At 71.2% G+C, this 20145-nt stretch carries 20 protein-coding genes; 14 read left to right on the top strand and 6 right to left on the bottom strand.

Annotated features, from left to right (window positions below; all coding sequences use genetic code 11):
• Positions 1–412: 412 nt before the first annotated feature.
• The 6 genes from ACIRVH_RS18525 (at position 413) to ACIRVH_RS18500 (ending at position 6802) form a co-directional block, all read left to right on the top strand.
• The gene (locus ACIRVH_RS18525) at positions 413–1645 is read left to right on the top strand and encodes a prenyltransferase/squalene oxidase repeat-containing protein (RefSeq protein WP_403954201.1); all 1233 of its coding nucleotides are present in this window, start codon (positions 413–415) and stop codon (positions 1643–1645) included.
• Positions 1642–2301 carry an SCO2322 family protein gene (locus ACIRVH_RS18520; RefSeq protein ID WP_403954198.1) on the top strand — a complete coding sequence of 220 codons (660 nt, stop codon included), beginning with the start codon at positions 1642–1644 and terminating at the stop codon, positions 2299–2301. The genes ACIRVH_RS18525 and ACIRVH_RS18520 overlap by 4 nt, the downstream gene beginning before the upstream one ends.
• Positions 2294–3532 carry an energy-coupling factor transporter transmembrane component T gene (locus tag ACIRVH_RS18515; protein WP_403954196.1) on the top strand — a complete coding sequence of 413 codons (1239 nt, stop codon included), beginning with the start codon at positions 2294–2296 and terminating at the stop codon, positions 3530–3532. Before ACIRVH_RS18520 ends, ACIRVH_RS18515 begins: the two co-directional genes overlap by 8 nt.
• Positions 3529–5223: an ABC transporter ATP-binding protein gene (locus ACIRVH_RS18510; protein ID WP_403954193.1), complete on the top strand. Its 1695-nt coding sequence runs from the start codon at positions 3529–3531 to the stop codon at positions 5221–5223. The genes ACIRVH_RS18515 and ACIRVH_RS18510 overlap by 4 nt, the downstream gene beginning before the upstream one ends.
• Positions 5220–6050 (top strand): ECF transporter S component, encoded by an 831-nt coding sequence (locus ACIRVH_RS18505; protein ID WP_403954190.1) that lies wholly within the window; start codon positions 5220–5222, stop codon positions 6048–6050. Before ACIRVH_RS18510 ends, ACIRVH_RS18505 begins: the two co-directional genes overlap by 4 nt.
• Before the next feature lie 338 nt (positions 6051–6388).
• Positions 6389–6802 carry a transglycosylase SLT domain-containing protein gene (locus ACIRVH_RS18500; RefSeq protein ID WP_403954189.1) on the top strand — a complete coding sequence of 138 codons (414 nt, stop codon included), beginning with the start codon at positions 6389–6391 and terminating at the stop codon, positions 6800–6802.
• A 27-nt stretch (positions 6803–6829) separates the two neighbouring features.
• On the opposite strand, the gene ACIRVH_RS18495 is transcribed toward ACIRVH_RS18500, so the two are convergent.
• The gene (locus tag ACIRVH_RS18495) at positions 6830–8083 is read right to left on the bottom strand and encodes an alpha/beta hydrolase family protein (RefSeq protein ID WP_403954186.1); all 1254 of its coding nucleotides are present in this window, start codon (positions 8081–8083) and stop codon (positions 6830–6832) included.
• A 103-nt stretch (positions 8084–8186) separates the two neighbouring features.
• On the opposite strand from ACIRVH_RS18495, the gene ACIRVH_RS18490 reads away from it, so the two are divergent.
• Positions 8187–8873, top strand: coding sequence for a YoaK family protein (locus ACIRVH_RS18490; protein WP_403954183.1), 687 nt, complete (start codon positions 8187–8189; stop codon positions 8871–8873).
• 59 nt (positions 8874–8932) lie between these two features.
• The gene (locus ACIRVH_RS18485) at positions 8933–10192 is read left to right on the top strand and encodes a hypothetical protein (protein WP_403954181.1); all 1260 of its coding nucleotides are present in this window, start codon (positions 8933–8935) and stop codon (positions 10190–10192) included.
• A 29-nt stretch (positions 10193–10221) separates the two neighbouring features.
• Here the strand turns inward: ACIRVH_RS18485 and ACIRVH_RS18480 are convergent, their stop codons facing one another.
• Positions 10222–10677, bottom strand: coding sequence for a hypothetical protein (locus tag ACIRVH_RS18480; RefSeq protein ID WP_403954179.1), 456 nt, complete (start codon positions 10675–10677; stop codon positions 10222–10224).
• 434 nt (positions 10678–11111) lie between these two features.
• On the opposite strand from ACIRVH_RS18480, the gene ACIRVH_RS18475 reads away from it, so the two are divergent.
• Entirely contained in the window at positions 11112–11465 is a 354-nt protein-coding gene (locus tag ACIRVH_RS18475; protein WP_403954176.1) for a hypothetical protein, read from the top strand.
• Positions 11466–11534: 69 nt separating this feature from the next.
• Here ACIRVH_RS18475 and ACIRVH_RS18470 read toward each other — a convergent pair whose 3' ends face one another.
• On the bottom strand, positions 11535–12770 hold the full coding sequence (locus tag ACIRVH_RS18470) for a cytochrome P450 (RefSeq protein WP_403954173.1): 1236 nt from the start codon (positions 12768–12770) through the stop codon (positions 11535–11537).
• Positions 12771–13000: 230 nt separating this feature from the next.
• Between ACIRVH_RS18470 and ACIRVH_RS18465 the strand changes: the two genes are divergently transcribed.
• A complete protein-coding gene (locus ACIRVH_RS18465; protein WP_403954170.1) occupies positions 13001–14170 on the top strand; it encodes a steroid 3-ketoacyl-CoA thiolase in 1170 nt (389 codons plus the stop codon).
• On the opposite strand, the gene ACIRVH_RS18460 is transcribed toward ACIRVH_RS18465, so the two are convergent.
• Both ACIRVH_RS18460 and ACIRVH_RS18455 read right to left on the bottom strand, forming a co-directional pair.
• Entirely contained in the window at positions 14154–14411 is a 258-nt protein-coding gene (locus ACIRVH_RS18460) for a DUF397 domain-containing protein (protein ID WP_403954167.1), read from the bottom strand. The genes ACIRVH_RS18465 and ACIRVH_RS18460 overlap by 17 nt on opposite strands.
• Positions 14392–15219 (bottom strand): helix-turn-helix transcriptional regulator, encoded by an 828-nt coding sequence (locus tag ACIRVH_RS18455; protein ID WP_403954164.1) that lies wholly within the window; start codon positions 15217–15219, stop codon positions 14392–14394. The genes ACIRVH_RS18460 and ACIRVH_RS18455 overlap by 20 nt, the downstream gene beginning before the upstream one ends.
• Before the next feature lie 91 nt (positions 15220–15310).
• On the opposite strand from ACIRVH_RS18455, the gene ACIRVH_RS18450 reads away from it, so the two are divergent.
• From ACIRVH_RS18450 to proP, 3 genes are all read left to right on the top strand, one after another.
• Positions 15311–15754 carry an ATP-binding protein gene (locus ACIRVH_RS18450; protein ID WP_403954162.1) on the top strand — a complete coding sequence of 148 codons (444 nt, stop codon included), beginning with the start codon at positions 15311–15313 and terminating at the stop codon, positions 15752–15754.
• Positions 15738–16475 carry a DUF6193 family natural product biosynthesis protein gene (locus tag ACIRVH_RS18445; RefSeq protein ID WP_403954159.1) on the top strand — a complete coding sequence of 246 codons (738 nt, stop codon included), beginning with the start codon at positions 15738–15740 and terminating at the stop codon, positions 16473–16475. Before ACIRVH_RS18450 ends, ACIRVH_RS18445 begins: the two co-directional genes overlap by 17 nt.
• A gap of 201 nt (positions 16476–16676) precedes the next feature.
• Positions 16677–18056 (top strand): glycine betaine/L-proline transporter ProP, encoded by a 1380-nt coding sequence (gene proP / locus ACIRVH_RS18440; protein ID WP_403954156.1) that lies wholly within the window; start codon positions 16677–16679, stop codon positions 18054–18056.
• A gap of 100 nt (positions 18057–18156) precedes the next feature.
• Here proP and ACIRVH_RS18435 read toward each other — a convergent pair whose 3' ends face one another.
• Positions 18157–18606: a peptidoglycan-binding protein gene (locus ACIRVH_RS18435; protein WP_403954154.1), complete on the bottom strand. Its 450-nt coding sequence runs from the start codon at positions 18604–18606 to the stop codon at positions 18157–18159.
• A gap of 413 nt (positions 18607–19019) precedes the next feature.
• On the opposite strand from ACIRVH_RS18435, the gene ACIRVH_RS18430 reads away from it, so the two are divergent.
• Positions 19020–20138 carry a DUF2330 domain-containing protein gene (locus ACIRVH_RS18430; RefSeq protein WP_403954152.1) on the top strand — a complete coding sequence of 373 codons (1119 nt, stop codon included), beginning with the start codon at positions 19020–19022 and terminating at the stop codon, positions 20136–20138.
• Positions 20139–20145: the final 7 nt, after the last annotated feature.

Here is a 20145-nt window from a genome sequence, read left to right as displayed (position 1 = left end):
CGGACAGGCCCCTTCGACCCCGTGCCCGTCGGCCGGGCGCCACGCCTGCCGCACCCTCCCCCAGCTGCCATGACCGTGACCCCGGTCACCGTCTCCGTGTGCCCACAGCCACCCCTCGGGCCGCGCGCGGCTGCCGGTAAAGTGGCGGAGTCGTCATCACACCCGTACGGGGGGAAGCCGGTGCAATTCCGGCGCTGACCCTTCCCCAAGCTCTCGACTTCGCTCGAGCAGGGGATACCCCAATCGTGAACTGTCCCCCCGGGACGGTGAGCCGGACTGCCTCGCCCGGGACGTTGACCGGCTCGCGTGCGCGGCGACCCGCAGCGCACGGCACCGTCGAGGTTTACGGAGCCGAGCCGCCCGGGTGTTCCCGTGCGCTGCCGGTTCCCCGCAGGAGAGGCAGTCGCCGACCATGAACGTCCGCCGCAGTGCAGCGGCTCTCGCCGCCGTAGGTGTGCTGGCCACCGCCGCACCCGCCATGGCCGCCGACCCGTCCCCGTCCGCGCCCCCGAAGGTGACGGTCCCGGCCGGCCTGTTCGGCAGGACGGACCCCACGTACGACGGCGTCTGGCGCCAGTCGTTCGCCCTGCTCGCCCAGCGGACGCTCGGCTACCGTCCGGCCGCCTCGGCCGTGAACTGGCTGGTCGGGCAGCAGTGCGACAAGGGCGGCTTCGCCGCGTTCCGGGCCGACACGGCCAAGGCCTGCGAGGGCAAGGGCGGCGCCCAGCCCGACACCAACAGCACGGCCGCCGCCGTCCAGGCGCTGCAGGCGGTCGGCGGTCACGACGCCGAGGTCCGCAAGGCCCTGGTCTGGCTGACGACGCTGCAGAACAAGGACGGCGGCTGGGGCTACACGCCCGGCGCCCCGAGCGACACCAACTCCACCGGCGTCGTCGTCGGCGCGTTCGCCGCGGTCGGCCAGGACCCCGCCCAGCTGCACCTGAAGGGCAAGAACCCGTACGACCTGCTCGCCGAGTGGTCCCTGCCGTGCGACGGCACCGGGGGCGGAGCGCTCGCCTACCAGCCGGACAAGAAGGGCAAGCTGGCCGCCAACGCGGACGCGACGGCGGCCGGCGTGCTGGGCGCGCTCGGCAAGGGCTTCGCGCCGAAGGCCGGGAAGGCCCCGGAGCAGGGCAACGCCTGCGCCGACTCCGGCAAGCCGCTCACCCCGGAGCAGGTGGCGCGCAACGGCTCCGCCTACCTGGGTGCGGCCATGACCGCCGACGGGTACCTGAAGTCCGCCCTGCCCGGGGCCAAGGACCAGCCCGACTACGGCAACACGGCGGACTCGGTCGTCGCCCTCGCCGCGAACGGCTGGACCCGGCAGGCGAAGAAGCCGTACGCCTGGCTGGAGAAGAACGCGGTGAAGTGGGCGCAGCAGAGCGGCCCGGCCGCCTACGCCGAGCTGGTCTTCGCCGCGCACGCGATGGGGGACGACCCGCACGACTTCGGCGGCACGGACCTGGTGCAGGCGCTCGACGCGACGGGCCCGGCGCCGCAGAAGGCCGCCCCCACCGCTGAGCCCGGCAAGCGCGCCGAGCACGACTCGGGCATCAATGTCTGGTGGATCGTCGGTGCCGGCCTCGTCTTCGGCGTCGGCATCGGCATCCTGCTCAGCGGCCGCCGGAAGCGGCAGCAGCTGTGACCGCCGTCCGCCGTGCCGCGGCCCTGCTGGTCGCCGCGCTCGTCCTCGTCGCCGGTGCCGCCCAGGCGCACGCCACCGGTTACCGCTACTGGTCGTTCTGGGAGCGGGACGGCGGCCGCTGGACGTACGCCACCCAGGGCCCGTCGACCGCGCGTCCCGACGACGGCGCGGTCCAGGGCTTCCGCTTCGCGGTGAGCGAGGACTCCGCGGACGCGAGCCGGCCGCGCGGCACGGCGGACTTCGGCACGATCTGCGCGGGGACGCCCGCGAAGCCGGGTACGAAGCGGGTCGCCCTCGTCATCGACTTCGGCACGCCCGCGGACGCCCCGTCCGGCGAGACCCCGCCCACCCGGCGCAGAGCCTGCGCACGCGTCTCCCCCGACGCGACGACGGCCGAGGCCCTGGCAGCCGTCGCCAAGCCGCTCCGCTACGACACCAACGCCCTGTTGTGCGCGATCGCCGGGTATCCCCACAAGGGGTGCGGGGAGCAGGTGTCGGCCGACGGCGCGGAGCAGAGGCCGACGGCTGCCGGCGGGCAGCCACAGCCCCGACAGAAGGACAGCGGCCCCTCCCTCGGCCTGCCGATCGGCGTCGGCGCGGTCGTCCTCCTGGGCGGGGCGGCGGTGTGGCAGGCCCGGCGGCGCAGGAATGCGTAGTCCCCGGACGCGGGCTGGTGGGGGCTGGTCGCGCCCACGCGGCGGAGCCGCAGATCGACACGGCCCGCGCCCCTGGGGAGTTGCGGCCCCGTCGGCCGCATCTGCACCCCGCCGGCGCGGGCAGGCGAAGCCCACCCCCGCCCGGCAGCAGCACCGCGCCCCGCTCCACCCCGGCGCCTGGTGGCTCTGGTCCCTCGGGCTCGGTACCGCCGCCACCCGGACCACCAACCCGCTCCTCCTCGGCCTCCTCATGGCCGCGGCGGGCTATGTGGTGGCCACCCACCGCTCCAGCGCGCCCTGGGCCCGCTCCTACACCGCCTTCGTCAAGCTCGCCGTCGCCGTGCTGCTCATCCGCCTCGCGTTCACGGTCGTCCTCGGCTCCCCGATCCCCGGTACGCACGTCCTGCTCACCCTCCCCGAAGTGCCCCTCCCCCACTGGGCGCAGGGCATCCGGCTCGGCGGCGAGGTCACCGCGGAAGCGCTGCTCTTCGCCGGCTACAACGGTCTGAAGCTCGCCGCCCTCCTCATCTGTGTCGGCGCCGCCAACGCCCTGGCCGGCCCGGCGCGTCTGCTCAAGTCCCTGCCCGGCGCCCTGTACGAGATCGGTGTGGCCGTGGTCGTCGCGCTCACCTTCGCGCCGCACCTGATCGCCGACGTCCAGCGGCTGCGCGCCGCCCGTCGGCTGCGCGGCCGCCCGGACCGCGGGATACAGGGCCTGCTCCAGGTCGGACTGCCGGTCCTGGAGAGCGCGTTGGAGCGTTCGGTCGCCCTCGCCGCCGCGATGGACGCCCGCGGCTACGGCCGTACCGCCGCCGTCCCCGCCCGGGTGCGCCGTACGACGTCCGCGCTCACCCTCGGGGGCCTGCTCGGCGTGTGTGCGGGGACGTACGGGCTGCTCACCGCGGAGGGCGGTGCGTACGGGCTGCCGGTGCTGGGGGCCGGGGTCGTCGCCGCGCTCGCGGGCCTGCGCCTGGGCGGCCGCCGTACCCCGCGCACCCGGTACCGCCCGGAGTCGTGGGGTGTGCACGCGTGGCTGGTCGCGGGCTCGGGTGCCGCGGTCGCCGCGCTGCTCGCGCTCGCCTCCGTACGCGACCCGGACGCGCTGTACCCCGGCGTCGTACCCCTGGTGGCCCCCTCCCTCCCGCTGTGGCCCGCTGCGGCGGTCCTGCTGGCCCTGCTGCCCGCCTTCATCGTCCCCAAGGAACCCCAGGACCCCGAGGAGCCGTCGTGATCCGCTTCGAGGAGGTCAGCGTCACCTACGAGGGCGCGGCCGAACCGACCGTCCGGGGCGTGGACTTCGAGGTCCCCGAGGGCGAACTCGTGCTGCTCGTCGGCCCGTCCGGGGTCGGCAAGTCGACGGTGCTGGGCGCGGTCAGCGGGCTGGTCCCGCACTTCACCGGCGGCACCCTGCGCGGCCGTGTCACGGTGGCCGGCCGGGACACCCGGACCCACAAGCCGCGCGAACTCGCGGACGTGGTCGGCACGGTGGGGCAGGACCCGCTCGCGCACTTCGTGACGGACACGGTGGAGGACGAACTCGCCTACGGCATGGAGTCGCTGGGGATCGCCCCGGAGGTGATGCGGCGCCGGGTGGAGGAGACGCTGGACCTGCTGGGCCTGGTCGACCTGCGCGACCGCCCGATCGCCACGCTCTCCGGCGGACAGCGGCAGCGGGTCGCGATCGGCTCGGTCCTCACCCCGCACCCGCGGGTGCTGGTCCTCGACGAGCCGACCTCGGCGCTCGACCCGGCCGCCGCGGAGGAGGTCCTGGCGGTCCTGCAGCGCCTGGTCCACGACCTGGGCACGACGGTCCTGCTGGCCGAGCACCGCCTGGAGCGCGTGATCCAGTACGCCGACCGGGTCGTGCTGATGCCCTCCCCGGGCGCCGCCCCGCTGCACGGCGACCCGGCCGAGGTGATGTCCGTCTCCCCGGTGTACCCACCGGTGGTGGACCTGGGCCGCCTGGCCGGCTGGACCCCGCTGCCCCTGACGGTGCGGAACGCCCGCCGGCGCGCCGCTGACCTGCGGGAACGACTGGCCCAGGCTCGGCAGACCGGCGTACTGCCGCGGCAGTACGCCGCCACCGCCACCGCCACCCCGCACCTCCCGCTGCCGTCCCCCCGGCGCCGTCTCTTCCGCCGGGCCGCAGCCCCCGACTCCCCCACTCCCCCACAGATCGCCGAGGTCCGCTCTCTGGCGATCCGCCGGGGCGGGATCACGGCCCTGCGGCACATCGACCTGACCGTGGCCCCCGGGGAGACGGTCGCGCTGATGGGGCGCAACGGCGCCGGGAAGTCCACGCTGCTCGGCTCCCTCGTCGGGCTGGTGGAGCCCACCGCCGGTACCGTCCGCGTCGGCGGGGCCGTACCGCATCGGACCCCGCCCCGGGACCTCGTGCGCCGGGTCGGACTCGTGCCGCAGGAGCCGCGGGACCTGTTGTACGCGGACACGGTGGCCGCCGAGTGCACGGCCGCCGACCGGGACGCGGGCGCCGCGCCCGGCACCTGCCGGGCCCTGGTGTCCGAGCTGCTGCCGGACATCACGGACGACACCCACCCCCGCGACCTGTCCGAGGGCCAGCGTCTGGCGCTCGCCCTGGCGGTCGTGCTGACCGCCCGGCCTCCCCTTCTTCTGCTCGACGAGCCGACCCGGGGCCTGGACTACGCGGCCAAGGCCCGCCTGGTCACCGTGTTGCGGGAGCTGGCCGCCGAGGGACACGCGATCGTGCTGGCCACGCACGACGTGGAGCTGGCGGCGGAGATCGCGCACCGGGTGGTGCTGCTCGCCGACGGCGAGGTGATCGCCGACGGCCCGACGGCGGAGATCGTGGTCTCCTCCCCTTCCTTCGCCCCGCAGGTCACCAAGATCCTGGCCCCGCAGCCCTGGCTGACCGTCGCCGAGGTCCGGGAGGCCCTGGCATGACCACCACCTCCCGAGTCCGGGTCCGCGCCGTCCGGCTCGGCCCCCGTTCCCTCGCCGCCCTGGTCCTGGTCAGCGCGGTCGGCGTGGTCGGCTTCTGCTGGCCCTTCCTCGCCCCGCCCAGCTCGCAGATCGGCGCGCACACCGAGGACGCGCCCTGGCTGTTCGCGGGCCTGCTGATCCTGCTGGTCGCGGTCGTGTCGGCGACGATCTCCGAGTCCGGTCTCGGCCCGAAGGCCGTCGCGATGGTGGGCGTGCTGGCCGCGACCGGGGCGGCGCTGCGCCCGATCGGCGCGGGCACGGCCGGGATCGAGCCCATGTTCTTCCTGATGGTGCTGAGCGGGCGGGTGCTCGGCCCCGGCTTCGGCTTCGTGCTCGGCTCGGTGACGATGTTCGCGTCCGCGCTGCTCACGGGCGGGGTCGGCCCGTGGATGCCGTTCCAGATGCTGGCGATGGGCTGGTTCACCATGGGCGCCGGACTCCTCCCGGGCCAGGTCCGGCTGCGCGGCCGGGGCGAGCGGCTCCTGCTGGCGGTCTACGGCTTCTTCGCGGCCTTCGCCTACGGCACGGTCATGAACCTGGCCGGCTGGCCCTTCATGGGTGCCCTGACCTCGAACATCGCCTTCGACCCGGACGGGACGGTCCACGCCAACCTGGCCCGGTTCGTCGCCTACTGCCTGACCACCTCCATGGGCTGGGACCTGGGCCGGGCGGTCTGCACGGTCGTCCTGACCCTGGTTCTCGGCCCGGCGCTGCTGCGCGCGCTCCGCCGGGCCACCAGGCGTGCCGCTTTCGAGACCACGGTCACATTCGACGCACCCGCTGCGTGAGGGGGCGTATCCGGGCTGTCAGCTCCCCGGTGAAGCACCCCACATGACGCAGGTCACCTACGATCTGGGATCGTTGTTCGCTATGTCCGATTCATCCCTTCGTGCACCCCTTCCGACCTGCACTTTGAGACCCACGCCACACGAGCGACCTTTGCCGCCGATCCGGCCACAACTAGTAAAAGGGGTCATTGCGGACGCTCATCGAGCCTGCTTCTGTAGTGGACGTCGCCAGGCACCACGAGCCCGACCGGGTCGCGGTGCCGACGTATGCGGCAGGTCCCCACACAGGGGGCTGCGGCATACAGGCGATTCCTTGTCCCCGACGTAAGAGGTTCTCCGTGTCCGTCTCCTTCATCCGCCGCATCGCTTCCCCGAAGAAGGCCCTCACCGCCGCCGCTCTGGCTGCCGCCACCGCCGGTCTGGCCCTGACCGCGGCGCCCGCCCAGGCCGCCACCACCCAGGCCTCCTCCGCCCAGTCGATCGCGCACAAGATGATCCCGGACGCCGCGCAGTTCAACGCCTTCAGCAAGATCGTCGAGCACGAGAGCGGCTGGAACCCCGCCGCCACCAACAGCTCCTCCGGCGCCTACGGCCTGGTCCAGGCCCTGCCGGGCTCGAAGATGTCCTCCGCCGGTACCGACTGGAAGACCAACCCGGCCACCCAGATCAAGTGGGGTCTGGACTACATGAACTCCCGCTACGGCAGCCCGGTCCAGGCCTGGAGCTTCTGGCAGGCCAACGGCTGGTACTGAGCCACCCGGCTCCCGGCCCCCCCGGCCTCAGGCCACCCCGCGCCGGGCCACCGCGCCGCCGAAGAAGCGCGCGATGCCGGCCAGCGCCGCCCGGTACGACCCTCCGTGGTCGACGGGCCCCATATCCAGCACCCGCACCCTCGCCCCCTGCTCGGCGAGGGTGCGCGCGCATGTCCGGGCGTTGCCGATCGGCACGTCGGTGTCGTTGTCGCCGGCGTACAGCCGCACCGGCACGTCGGGCTTCCAGTCACAGGTGTGATCGTTGACCCGCAGCGCCTCACGGAAGGCCCCCGTCGGCCGGGTGAGCTGCCGGTAGAAGTCGTCCGTCAGCAGCTCCCGCACGTTCGGTGCGAGCTGCCGGACGATGTCCTCCTCCTCGTGCCGCCCGTCGAAGAGACCCTCGACCCGGCCCGCGTACGGCGCCCGGAACACCTCGGACGGGTCCTTGTACATGGGGTGCAGCCGGTTCTGCGCGACGAGGAAGTAGGAGATGTAGAGCACTCCGCTGATGTCGTTGACCCGCCCGTCCGTGAGCGCGGGCACCTCGGTCCCCGCCAGGTCGTACGGCCCCGCCACCGGCGCCAGCGCCTTCAGCCGGAATCCGGGCGCGTCCCCGTGCTGCACCGCCCGCCCCACGGCCATCGCGACCTGCCCGCCCTGCGAGAACCCGGTCGCGTACAGATCCCCGTTCACCGTGCGCCCGAGTCGCCCCGCCGCCGTCCGGGCCGCCCGCAGCATGTCGACGGAGGCCGTCACGGCGGACCGCGTGTCCATGTACGGATGACGGCCCGGCCCCTTGCCCAGCCCCAGGTAGTCGGGCGCGGCGACGGCGTGCCCGGCCGAGGCGAAGAGATACGACTGGGCCCGCGTGTCCTCCTCGACCGAGGGTGCGTAGGTGCGGTGGGTCATGGTCCCGTGCGTGTCGGAGACGAGGTCGAGGGTGCGGCCGCCGCCCACGGGCAGGGTGAGCAGACCGGTCGCGGTGGTGGGCCGTCCGTAGGGGTCGACGGTGCGGTACGTCACCCGGTACGCACGGACGCCGTACCGCAGCGAGTCGGTCCCCACCTGAAGCTTCTCCAGGCCGCGGGCGACCTCGGCACGGCTGTGCCGGGCGACCGGCACGACGGACACCACCTCTCCCCGGCGGTCGCCGCGCGGTCCGGCGACGGCGGCCGGAGCGGCGGCCAGGCCGGCGAGCAGCGCGACAGCCGCGGCGGCGCCCACCTTTCGCATCCGCCAACTGGGCTGCTTTTCCGCTGATTTGCGCGTGTCTTCTGTCATGTTCCGAACGCTACGGACGCACGCTTCGCCGGGACATCCGAGAGTCCCCCGCGGCCGTGGTGGACTTGTCACCACCCTGCCCGTCCGGCTGACCGGAGGAAGCATGACGACGCCGTCACCGCCCCTGCCCGACCCGGAGGCGCGGGGGGTGCGGCTGGTGGTCGTGCTCCTGGTGCTGACCGTGGTCAGCGGCCTGATCGACGCGGTCAGCTATCTGGGCCTGGGCCGGGTCTTCACGGCCAACATGACCGGCAACGTGGTGGTGCTCGGCTTCGCGGCGGCCGGTGCGCCCGGCTTCTCCGTCCCGCACACCGCGACCTCGCTGGCCGCCTTCCTGCTGGGCGCTGTGGCCGGCGGCCGGGGGGCGGCCCGGTACGGCAAGGGCTCGCGGCGCAGGTGGGCCCGGCTGACCCTGGCGACGGAGACGCTCCTGGTCGGCGCGTCGGCGGCGGTGGCCTTCGCCTGGCCGGACACCGCCGGCACCCGTTACGCGCTCATCGCCCTCACCGCGTTCGCGATGGGCCTGCGCAACGCGACGGTCCGCAAACTGGGCATCCCCGACCTGACGACCACGGTCCTCACCATGACCCTGACCGGCCTGGCCGCCGAGTCCCGCCTCGGCGACGCCACGGGCCACCGCTCCCCACGCCGCACGGCATCGGTGATCGCGATGCTCGCGGGCGCCGCCCTCGGCGCCTGGCTGGTCCTCCACCACGGCCTGGGCATCCCGCTGCTGATCGCGGCGGCGCTGTCGGGGGTGCTGGCCGTGGTGGCGTCGGGCCGGGAATAGCTCGACTGTTCGGAGTAACAGCCCGGGCGCACCGCGCTGTAGGGCATGAGCATGGCGCCATGGGACTCAGACCTCCCGCGAACCTCCGCGGAAAGATATCCGGCGCCGTCATGATCACCGGCCTCGTCGCGGCTTCGGCCGTGCTCATCTGTTTGGGACGGCAGGACATCATTCATGCGCTGTCCTACGCCGGCCGGCTTGCCGGGGGCCTTCTGGTCGCCGCGGGACTGACGGCCCTCGCCGCGGCCGTCTGCGTCGTCATGGACAGGCTCCTCCGACGCGGAACGAAATACACGACCGCGATCACTCTCTTCGGAGTACTGGCCGTACTGGGTGCCGGTCTGCTCCTTCTGACGGTTCAGATCGGGGAGTACACGCTCGCACTCTGGCTCTGGCTCGGCCTCGTGGTGTGGGCGTGCTGGGCGCTCTGGGATCTCCTTCACCGCCGGCAGGCGTGGCGGGAAATCACTTTTCGACGCAACTTCGCAGCCATCGTCTCTTTCACTGCCCTCATCACCGCCGCCAACTTCGTCTACTCGCAGATCTACGAGCCCTATTCGTCTCCCATGACGGTCGCCATCTCCGCGAAGATCGGAAGTATTCACAAAGATGAGGTCACCACGTACGTGCCGGTGACGTTCCAGTTGGAGAACACCGGCAAGGTGGGCGCGTACGTGGTCGGGGTGAGCTACTCGCTCACCGGGCTCGACTGGAAGTCGGCCTACGAGAACCCCAGGGACCTGAAGCAGTGGGAGAAGGACATCGACACCGACACATTGACCGATCTGCATACGTACGCCGACAAGCCGCAGACTTACACCGTCAGCATCGGATTGCTCCAGAGGCCCGGCGATTTCGATTTGAATCCGGGCGAAAAGACCACGCAAGAGAAAATCATCGAATTGCCCACCAAGACGTTCCGGGCTGTCCAGATCCAAAGCGAGGCTTATTTGCTGAGGAAGGACAGAATGACGTACAGCGCCGCCCCGACCACCTATTACTCATGGTCCGGCAAGAAGGAAAAGATCCCCAAGTGGGTCACGGATTACGCGGGGGCGGACGCCGGTTCCGACTACATCAGGTACCAGGTGCCCGTCCATTACAGCAATCAGATCCTGAACTTCACGAGAAGGCCCAGGCATATCACCGTGTGGTGGGTGCTGGGCAAGGAGAGCAGCACTCCCGTCGCACCACTGGTCGCTGATCTGGAGACTCCGGGAGGAGAGCAGACGGAACCGACTTTTTCCGAATGGGATCAGGAACGGGAGAAGTATGGATTCACGTATCTGACCAGCGGATTCACGGAGGCGGTCCTGTAGCCGACCGCCTCCGGAAGGCTGTGCCGACGTCAACGTGTGCGCTGCACGGCGCCGATCCGCTCGACCTGCTTCCGGATCAGGCCGGCCGGGAACGAGGCACGCCTGCCCAGGTCCTGTGCGCTGAAGGTGACGACGACGGAACCCACCCGGACCGCGGTGTACTGGATCTGGTCGAGCCGCTTGTCCTCGGGCATGGGCATGGCGAGCTGATAACGCACGGCTTCGTCCCCCAGGCGGGGTGCCTTCTCGGGTGTCAACTCCGCCTTGTACGGGCCGACCCAGCCGGTACCGGTGTAGGACCGGCAGGTCTTCAGGCCGCCCTGAAGACGCTCGAAGGCCGCGCCGGCCTTGCCGCCCTCATAGGACGCGAGGGTCGAGTTCCCCGGCCAGATGCTGTTCTTCCAGTTGAAGATCTGCGAGACCCGGGCGAACGACCCCTTCGCGTCACGGGCGTCCATCACGGCCTGGCACGCCGGATCCGACACCGGAGGGAACGTCCTGGCCTTGCCGCCCACTTCTGCCGGGCTCGGCTCGAACGGAACCTCTCCGCCCCGCACCTGAGGCACTTCCCCGTCGCGGAAGGCGAGGGCCTTGAGCTGCCGAACGCTCAGCGGCGCTCCATCCGCAGCGTGAGACGCCCGCGCTCGGGCCGTTCCGGTCGCGTGAGGCCGTCCCTGCGTGTCCCCGCACCCCGCGACCAGAACAGCTGCGATCGTGACGAGCACCCCGTGTCTCGCCGCCCGATTCCCCACGTGCACACTCCCCCTGTGACCGGAATCGCCGCCCCAGGGCGATCCATCGGGCCCAGACTCTAGCGTTGTTACCGAACGGGAGTTTGAACTTGGGTACTTGTCCGCGCAGAGCCTGGCCCGTCGCCGCGCTCGCCGTGGTAATGCTGAGCGCCTGCGATCCGGCGGGCATGGATCCCACGGACTCCGGCAACTTCAGCTCGGTCGTCTTCGTCAACGACACCGGCTCCCCGGCCGTCCTCTTCGAGTGCGGCGACAGCCGCGGGCACGACTGCCACGACATGAGCGGTCGGCTCGCCCCCGAAGAACGCTCCGAGCAACGGGTGTTCTGGGGGGCGGGTCCCGATCCCTGGCAGGTCCGGGACACACGGGGGCGGATCGTCGGCTGGCTGCTCGTGAGCACATCACGCCGTGAGTCCGGAGCCGTCTACGACCTCGGCGATGCCGAGCCCCGGCCCGGGAAGCCGACGACTCCGCGCGTCTCGCCGCACCCCGAACTCGGGGGAGGCAGGAACCGGGCATAGGGACGAGGTGTTCCTGCCTCCCTCGGGATGGGCCGGCGGCGCCGGGAGCCGTCGGCCCCGATCGGTGGGTCAGGCCGTGGTGACCTGGAGTTCCTTGACGCCGTTGATCCAGGCCGAGCGCAGCCGGCGGGGGTCGCCGACCAGCCGGAGGCCCGGCATGGCGTCGGCTATGGCGGTGAAGATGAGGTCGATCTCCAGGACCGCCAGGGACTTGCCGAGGCAGAAGTGGGGGCCGCCACCGCCGAAGCCGAGGTGGGGGTTGGGGTCACGGGTGATGTCGAAGGCGTCGGGCGAGGCGAAGACCTCCGGGTCGTGGTTGGCGGAGGCGTAGAAGAGGCCGACCCGGTCGCCCTTCCTGATGTGCACTCCGCCGAGTTCGGTGTCCTGAGTCGCCGTGCGCTGGAAGGAGTTGACCGGGGTCGCCCAGCGGACGATCTCCTCGGCCGTGGTCGCCGGGCGCTGACGCTTGAAGAGGTCCCACTGGCCGGGGTGGGTGAGGAAGGCGTGCATGCCGTGGGTGATGGCGTTGCGGGTCGTCTCGTTGCCCGCCACCGCCAGCATCAGCACGAAGAAGCCGAACTCGTCGGAGTTCAGGTTGCCTTCGTCCTCCGCGGCCACCAGTGTCGTCACGATGTCGTGGGCCGGGCACTGCTTGCGCTCGGCGGCCATGTTCATCGCGTAGGCGAGGATCTCGGTGGCCGACTGCGCGCCGACTTCCTCGGTGATGGCGTACTCGGGATCGTCGTAGGCGATCATCTTGTTGGACCAGTCGAAGATCTTGGACCGGTCCTCCTGCGGTACGCCGATCAGCTCGGCGATGGCCTGCAGGGGCAGTTCGCAGGCGACCTCGGTGACGAAGTCGAAGGGCCCGGAGCGGGCGCGGGCCGCCGCAACGATCGCCCCGGCGCGCGCCCGCAGACGCTCCTCCAGGGCGCGGATGGAGCGGGGCGTGAACCCGCGCTGCACGATCTGGCGCACCCGGGTGTGCTCGGGCGGGTCCATGTTCAGCAGGATCAGCCGCTGCGCGTCGATCGCGTCGCGTTCGATGTGTTCGTTGAAACGGATGATCGCGGTGTTGAGGGTCGAGGAGAAGATCTCGGGGTGCGTGGAGACGTACTTGACGTCCGCGTGCCGGGTCACGGCCCAGTAGCCGTCGTCGGCGAACCCCGCCAGGCCGTGCGGCTGCGGGATCCAGCGGACCGGCTCGGTGCGGCGCAGCTCGGCGAACTCCGGGAGGGGCACACGGTGGTGCAGCAGGTCGGGGTCGGTGAAGTCGAACCCGTCGGGCAGCGCGGGGCAGTGCATGGGCGACTCCCAGCCATCTGACGGTCCATCAGCAAGTGTCGTGAACGTAGTAACGGGTTCTAGAACTGGCAAGGGGTGCGGCACCCCCAATCCGTGCGGAGTTCGTGCAGATCGCGACTTCGGCACCTGCAAGACCCTTGCGGTGATGGACATCACGTCAGCAGACTGCACAGAGAACTAGAACGCGTACTAGTTCTGGAGGAGAGCCCTCTCGGAGAGGACCCGCACCCATGGCCGCCGAACCCGTGATCGTCGAAGCCGTACGCACCCCCATCGGCAAGCGCGGCGGCGCGCTCGCCAATCTGCACCCCGCCTACCTCCTGGGCGAGACCTACCGTGAACTCCTCGGCCGCACCGGTATGCCCGCCGACGCGGTCGAGCAGATCGTCGGCGGCACGGTCACCCACGCCGGCGAGCAGTCCATGAACCCCGCGCGCACCGCCTGGCTGACCATGGGGCTGCCGTACGAGACCGCGGCGACGACCGTCGACTGCCAGTGCGGCTCCTCGCAGCAGGCCTCGCACATGGTGGCCAACATGGTCGCGGCGGGCGTGATCGACGTGGGGATCAGCTGCGGGGTCGAGGCCATGTCGCGCGTACCGCTGGGCTCGGGATCCAAGCACGGCCCGGGCAAGCCGTTCCCCGACGAGTGGAACGTCGACCTGCCCAACCAGTTCGAGGCGGCCGAGCGGATCGCCCGGCACCGCGGTCTGACCCGCGAGAACGTCGACGCCCTCGGCCTCCTCTCCCAGGAGCGGGCGGCGCACGCGTGGGCGGAGGAACGTTTCAAGCGGGAGACCTTCGCCGTGCAGGTGCCCACCACCGAGGAGGAGCAGCACGCCGGACAGGGCATGTGGCGACTCGTCGACAAGGACGAGGGGCTGCGGGACACGTCGATGGAGGGGCTCGGCGGACTGAAGCCGGTGATGCCCACGGCGGTCCACACGGCCGGCAACTCCTCACAGATCTCGGACGGCGCAGCCGCGATCATGTGGGCCTCGAAGCGGATGGCCCGCGCGCTGAAGCTGAAGCCGAGGGCGCGGATCGTGGCGCAGGCGCTGGTGGGTGCCGACCCGCACTTCCATCTGGACGGTCCGATCGACGCCACGAAGGCCGTCCTCGGCAAGGCGGGCATGTCCCTGAAGGACATCGACCTGGTCGAGATCAACGAGGCTTTCGCGTCCGTGGTGTTGAGCTGGGCTCGGGTGTTCGAGCAGGACCTGGAGAAGGTCAACGTCAACGGCGGTGCGATCGCCCTGGGGCATCCGGTGGGAGCCACGGGAGCCCGGCTCATCACCACCGCCCTGCACGAACTGGAGCGCACCGACAAGGAGTTCGCCCTCATCACGATGTGCGCGGGCGGTGGGCTCGCCACGGGGACGATCATCCAGCGGCTGTAGACGTCCATGACAGGAACGTGGTGAACGCGGCGGGGTCGATCGTGAGGATCGGTCCCGCCGGGGTCTTGGAGTCGCGGATGGCGATGGTGGCGCAGGGGGTGTCGGCGATCTCTACGCATTGGCCGCCCTGGTCACCGCTGTACGACGACTTCTGCCAGGTCAGGCCGCCAAGCGCAGCGCATTCGACGCACTGGCCGCCCTGGTCGCTGCTGTAGCTGGACTTACGCCACTTGCTCTCCATAGCGGTCCTCCATCACCCGTCGGATCAGCCCCGCCGAATCCTTGATCGAGAGCGCGGCGGCTCGAAGATGATCGTAACGGAGCGAGCAGTCCTTGACGGTGTCCGGGTTCGCGGTCGGATGCCCGCTGCCGTAGCCCTCGGTATAAACGATGGTTGGATCGCCCCCAAAGCGGTAGAGGTCGAACGAGCCTTGCAAGCCTGCGTGTGCGCCTGCGGAGAACGGCAACACCTGGACGTTGATCCGAGGATTGTCCTCGAAGGTCAACAGGTGTGCCAGTTGACCTCGCATGGTCTCCGGACCGCCCAGCTCCAGGTGCAGTGCGGCCTCACTGAGGACGGCCCAGAAGACAGGCGGCTCCTCCTTGTCGAAGACGCGCTGTCGCGCCAGACGGACGGCGGTGCGGTCATCGAGGTCGCTTCGGTCCACCGCTCCGAGCACGGCACGTGCGTATGCCGGAGTCTGGAGCAGACCGAGGATCATGTGTGTCTGGAAGGAGCAGATTTCAACCGCCCGCACCTCCAGCTCTGCCACCTGCTGAAACCATGCCGGAAGTTGGCTCCGCATCACCAGCGTGACAAGCCGGGACAGTAGCCCGCCCGTCCCCAACGCCGCGTCCACCCGCTCGCTGAACTCCTGCGTCGGCAGCCTCCTCGCCGTCTCCACCTGCCCCACCAAGGACCCCGTGTAGTTGACGATGTCTCCGAGCTGCCGCTGCGTCAGGCCGGCCGCCTCTCTGCAGCGGCGCAGCTCATAGCCGTAGTAATCGAGCGGGGAAGCCCCCGGGTCGAGGGTGTTGATGTGGGCCACGGCGGTCCCCTCTCGCGCAACTCGGTCCACAGCGGAACCTGTTGTATTCGATCCGTAGCCGAGAGTAGTTGCGCGAGGTCAGTCTCGTACCGTGAACTACCACATCCCCCACTACCGCATGAGTCTCACTGTCGGCGAGCACTCGGTGCGACACATCCGCCGTATCGTCCGCTCGCTGCTGCACGAGTGGGAGCTGACGGAGCTGACGTTCGCCGTGGAACTGGGCGTGAGCGAGCTGGTCACCAATGTCGTACGGCATGTGCCCGACCGCCGCTGCACGCTCGCCGTGGCACGGCAGACCGCGGGGGTGCGGGCCGAAGTGACCGACGGCTCTGCTCGACTTCCCTGTCTGGAAACCGAGTTGGACCAGGAATCGGAAGGCGGGCGGGGTCTGGGCCTACTCGATGCCGTGGTCGACAAGTGGGGTGTGGAACCGGGCCCCGGCGGCGGGAAGACGGTCTGGTTCGAGTGCGGTGCCGGAGGGGGACAGGAGTGGCGGCTCGGGCAGAATCAGAGCCGTGCCCACCTCACCTGATCCCGCCGCCCCGCATCCCGACGTCGCGGCCTGCGGCAGTCTCGCCACGGCACTTCGAGCCCAGGCGGAAGGCTGCCTCGACACCGTCCCCGTCACGGCCTCGGTCTCTGACCCGTTGCGCTTCGCGAGCGCCGCAAGCATCCTGCCGCACCGCAAGCCGCTGCAGATCACCGCCTGGTCGCCCGAACAGCGGTGGTCGATCCGCGGTGAGGAAGTCTTCCAGGGAATGCCCCTCATCGACGGCAGTACGGACGACCTGGCGCAGGTCGCCGAGGCCGCCCGAGCGTGGCACGACGGGGCGGCCCTGAAGGACATCCGACAGGTGGCCCCATTCGTGCACCTGACGGGCCGGTTCGAGGTGCCCGACAACGATCCCGAGCGCCTGACGGAATCCGAATGGCAGGGCATGCGCCAGCAAGCGGCCGATCTGGAGTACCCCTGGCAGGAGACGTACCAAAACCTGATCGAGGCGGCGCACGCGGAGCCGGCGCTGCGCGCCCTCTACCCGTTCACGAGCCACTGGGCACTGCGCTTCTCGACCACCACCCGCCCGGACCTGACCATGGTCGGACCGTGCCTGACCGCGAACGACGGCACGTACGGAGTGGGCAGGGGGTTCATCACCCAGGACCTCGGCGTATTCGCCACAGCGCAAGAGGCCGTGGCAGTGGCAGTGCGCCGGCTGCCGTCGGGCCTCGGCCCCACCACGCTCGGCGGATGATCCCGCCCGGCAAGCACCCGGTCAGGCGCGACAAGGATCACAGTGCGGGGCCCGACTGCGGCCATGGGAGCGGGCACACGTAGCTGCATACAGCACATTTAGCTGCACTCTGCATCGATCCACGTACGACGCGTAACGGGGTGAAGTGCACCTAAGGTCGCTTTCCGTCCCGTCCCCGTCGAGAGGTAGGCGAGCCCCGTTTTGGCGACCGCCACAGCCGTCACCCCGCATCCGAAGGCCCCGCGGGCCGCACAGGCCCACGCCGACGTCACCGTCACCGACCCCGCCCTCGTCCGGCGCGCCGTGAAGGCGGCCGCGCTCGGCAACGCGATGGAGTGGTTCGACTTCGGTGTCTACAGCTACATTGCGGTCACCCTGGGCAAGGTCTTCTTCCCCTCCGGCAACCCGACCGCGCAGCTGCTCTCGACGTTCGGCGCCTTCGCCGCGGCCTTCCTGGTCCGCCCGCTCGGCGGCATGGTCTTCGGCCCGCTGGGCGACCGCGTGGGCCGCCAGAAGGTCCTCGCCCTCACCATGATCATGATGGCGGCGGGCACCTTCGCGATCGGCCTGATCCCGTCGTACGCGACGATCGGCGTCGGGGCACCGCTGCTGCTGCTCGCCGCCCGCCTGGTGCAGGGCTTCTCCACCGGCGGCGAATACGCGGGCGCGTCGACCTTCATCGCCGAGTACGCACCGGACAGGAAGCGCGGCTTCTTCGGCAGCTGGCTGGAGTTCGGCACGCTGGCCGGTTACATCGGCGGCGCGGGTCTGGTCACCCTCATGACCGCTCTGCTGTCCTCCGACGACCTGCTCTCCTGGGGCTGGCGCGTCCCGTTCCTGATCGCGGGCCCGATGGGCATCATCGGCCTGTACCTGCGGATGCGCCTGGAGGAGACCCCGGCGTTCGCCGCCGAGATCGAGAAGGCGGAGGCCGCCCGGCCGAAGGTGCCGCTGCGCGAGATGGTGGCCGGTCAGTGGAAGGCGCTGCTGATCTGCATGGGCCTGGTGCTCGTCTTCAACGTCACCGACTACATGCTGCTGTCGTACATGCCGAGCTATCTGACCAGTGAGCTGAAGTACGACGAGACGCACGGGCTGCTGGTGGTGCTCGGTGTGATGGCGCTGATGATGATCGTGCAGCCGTTCGCCGGCGCGCTGACCGACCGGGTCGGCCGTCGCCCGGTGATCGCGGCGGGCTGTGCGGGCTTCCTGCTGCTGTCCGTCCCGGCGCTGCTCCTGATCCGCGAGGGCAGCCTGCTCGCCGTCGCGCTCGGCATGGGGGCGCTGGGTCTGCTCCTGGTCTGCTTCACGGCGGCCATGCCGGCCGCGCTGCCCGCCCTCTTCCCGACCCGGGTGCGCTACGGCTCCCTGTCCATCGGCTTCAACGTCTCGGTGTCCCTGTTCGGCGGGACGACTCCGCTGGTCGTCACGGCGCTGATCGGTGCCACCGGGAACATGATGATGCCCGCCTACTACATGATGGGCGCGGCTGTCGTGGGCGGGTTCGCGGTGTGGCGGATGGCGGAGTCTGCGGGGCGGCCGTTGCCTGGTTCGGCGCCGTCCGTGGAAGCGGCGGAGTAAGCGCCTCCGGGCTGCGAGCCCGGTCGTCGACTGCAGGTGCGGGGGGCCGGCGATCCCCGCCCGGGGAGGCAGGCCCCGTTTCCCCGGGCGGTGGAGATCATCAGTGCGCGTGGGCGTCGTACAGGGTCTTGCAGTGGTTGTCGGCCTGCAGGGTCATCCAGTGCCACGTGAGCTTGTCGCGGGTCTGCGGGCCGTAGACGCCGTCGGGGTCGAGGCCGAGGCTCTTCTGGACGCGGGCCAGGGCGGCCGCCGTCTTCGGGCCGAACTTGCCGTCGAGCGTTCCGAGGTCCTGGCCGTAGCAGTAGCTCAGGGTGTCCTGGAGGTAGTACACCTGCATGCCGCTGGCGCCGGAGCGCAGGGTGCAGAAGTTGGTGCCCTGGGGACCGACGGTGGGGACCTTCGTGTACCAGGCGTTGCTGGAGCCGCTGTAGTAGATCGCGTAGTCGGAGCAGCCGGGGGTGGCTGCGTGTGCGGCCGGGCTGAGGCCGAAGAGGCCGACGGTCATCGCGGCGGCGGAGCCGAGAGTGGCGAGCGTGCGCTTGAGCTTCATGGTGGGTCGTCCCCCTGGGTGCGGTGCGGTCCGATGCGAGCCGAAGCGATCGGATGCGAACGGATGTGAGCGGTCGACGAGTTGCCGTCCGACGCCGAGAAACCTAGCCGCGATCCGGCACCCCGGATTCCGCCTGCCACGGGGCGTCCCGGGCCCGGCCGGCGTCCCGGGAAGGGACGGTGGGACGACCGCGGTGGACGGCCGTGCGCAGGTCCTAGGGGCCCCGCCCCGTCCTGCGGACTGCCTCGCGCCCGGTCCGTCCCGCTGTGTCCCAGGCGCGTCCCACGGGCGTCCCGACCTACGTCCCGACTCGCGTCCCGAGCCGCTTCCCGGTACGCGTCCAGTCCACCGACCCCGGCCCCACCCCGCTGCGGCGCCGGAACCGATCACGCACCGGCACCGTCTGTAGCCCCGTGAAACGCGGCCGCATACTCGCAGTTGTCCTCGCCCTCCTCGGCGTCCAGCTCAGCTGGCTGATCGCCCCCGCCTACGCCTGCGGGTGCGGCGCGATGGTTCCCTACCGCTCGCAGCGGATCGCCGTCTCCAGCGAGCAGTCCGTACTGCGCTGGGACGGCCGGCAGGAGCAGATCGTCATGCGGCTGACGGTCGGCGGCGACGCCGACCGCGCCGCCTGGATCATGCCCGTCCCGCACCGGGCGACGGTCCGCCTCGGCGACCCGGCCCTCTTCGACCAGCTGGCCACCGCCACGGCCCCGGTGCACCGCACCCGGTACCACTTCTGGCCGGAGAACGGCGACTGGCCCTTCGACAGCCACGACGGGGCCGGCGCCGCCGCGCCCCCTGCGGCGGGCGGCGTCGGTGTGGTCGGCCGGCAGCGGCTGGGCCCGTTCGACGTGGCCCGGCTGACCGCGACCGACCCGGCCGCGCTGGACACCTGGCTGCACGAGCACGGCTTCACCTTCCCGGCGAGGCTGAGGACCGCACTGCAGCCGTACGTCGACCGGCACTGGGAGTACGTGGCCGTACGGCTCGCCCCGAAGGCCTCGCGCACCCCGCTCTACGGCGCCCTCGACCCGCTCCACCTCACGTTCGCCAGCGACCGCGCGGTCTACCCGATGCGCCTGTCCCGCCTGGCCCGCACCCCGCAGTCCCTCGGCCTGTACGTGCTCGCCGCCCACCGGATGGAGACGCGCACGACGATCGGCGGGGCGCGGCCCGAGGTCGACTTCGCGGGCCGCCTCGACAAGCCGGGCGGCGCGCTGGGCAGGCTCGCCCAGGGGACGCCGTACCTGACGGCCCTGACCCAGCAGTTCCCGGACCCGGCCCGGATCTCCGGCGACCACGAGCTGCGCCGCGCGGCCGTCGACACCCGGGTCCAGAAGGTGATCTACGGGGACCGGCTGCGCGAGGTGGCCGGGATCCCGGCGTGGCTGATCACCGTCGGTGGCGGTCTGCTCGCGGCGCTCACAGCCGTCGCGCTGGTCGTCGTACGACGCTCGCGGCGGCCGGTGACTCCTCCGCCGCCCGTGCAGTCCCCGCCGCCGTTGCCCCCGTCCGCGCCGATCGGCTGAGACCATG

It is taken from the genome of Streptomyces sp. NPDC101165 (assembly GCF_044768135.1).
Lineage (GTDB): Bacteria > Actinomycetota > Actinomycetes > Streptomycetales > Streptomycetaceae > Streptomyces.
Note: the sequence above shows the minus strand (reverse complement) of the source record. Positions and strands in the feature narration are given on the sequence as shown.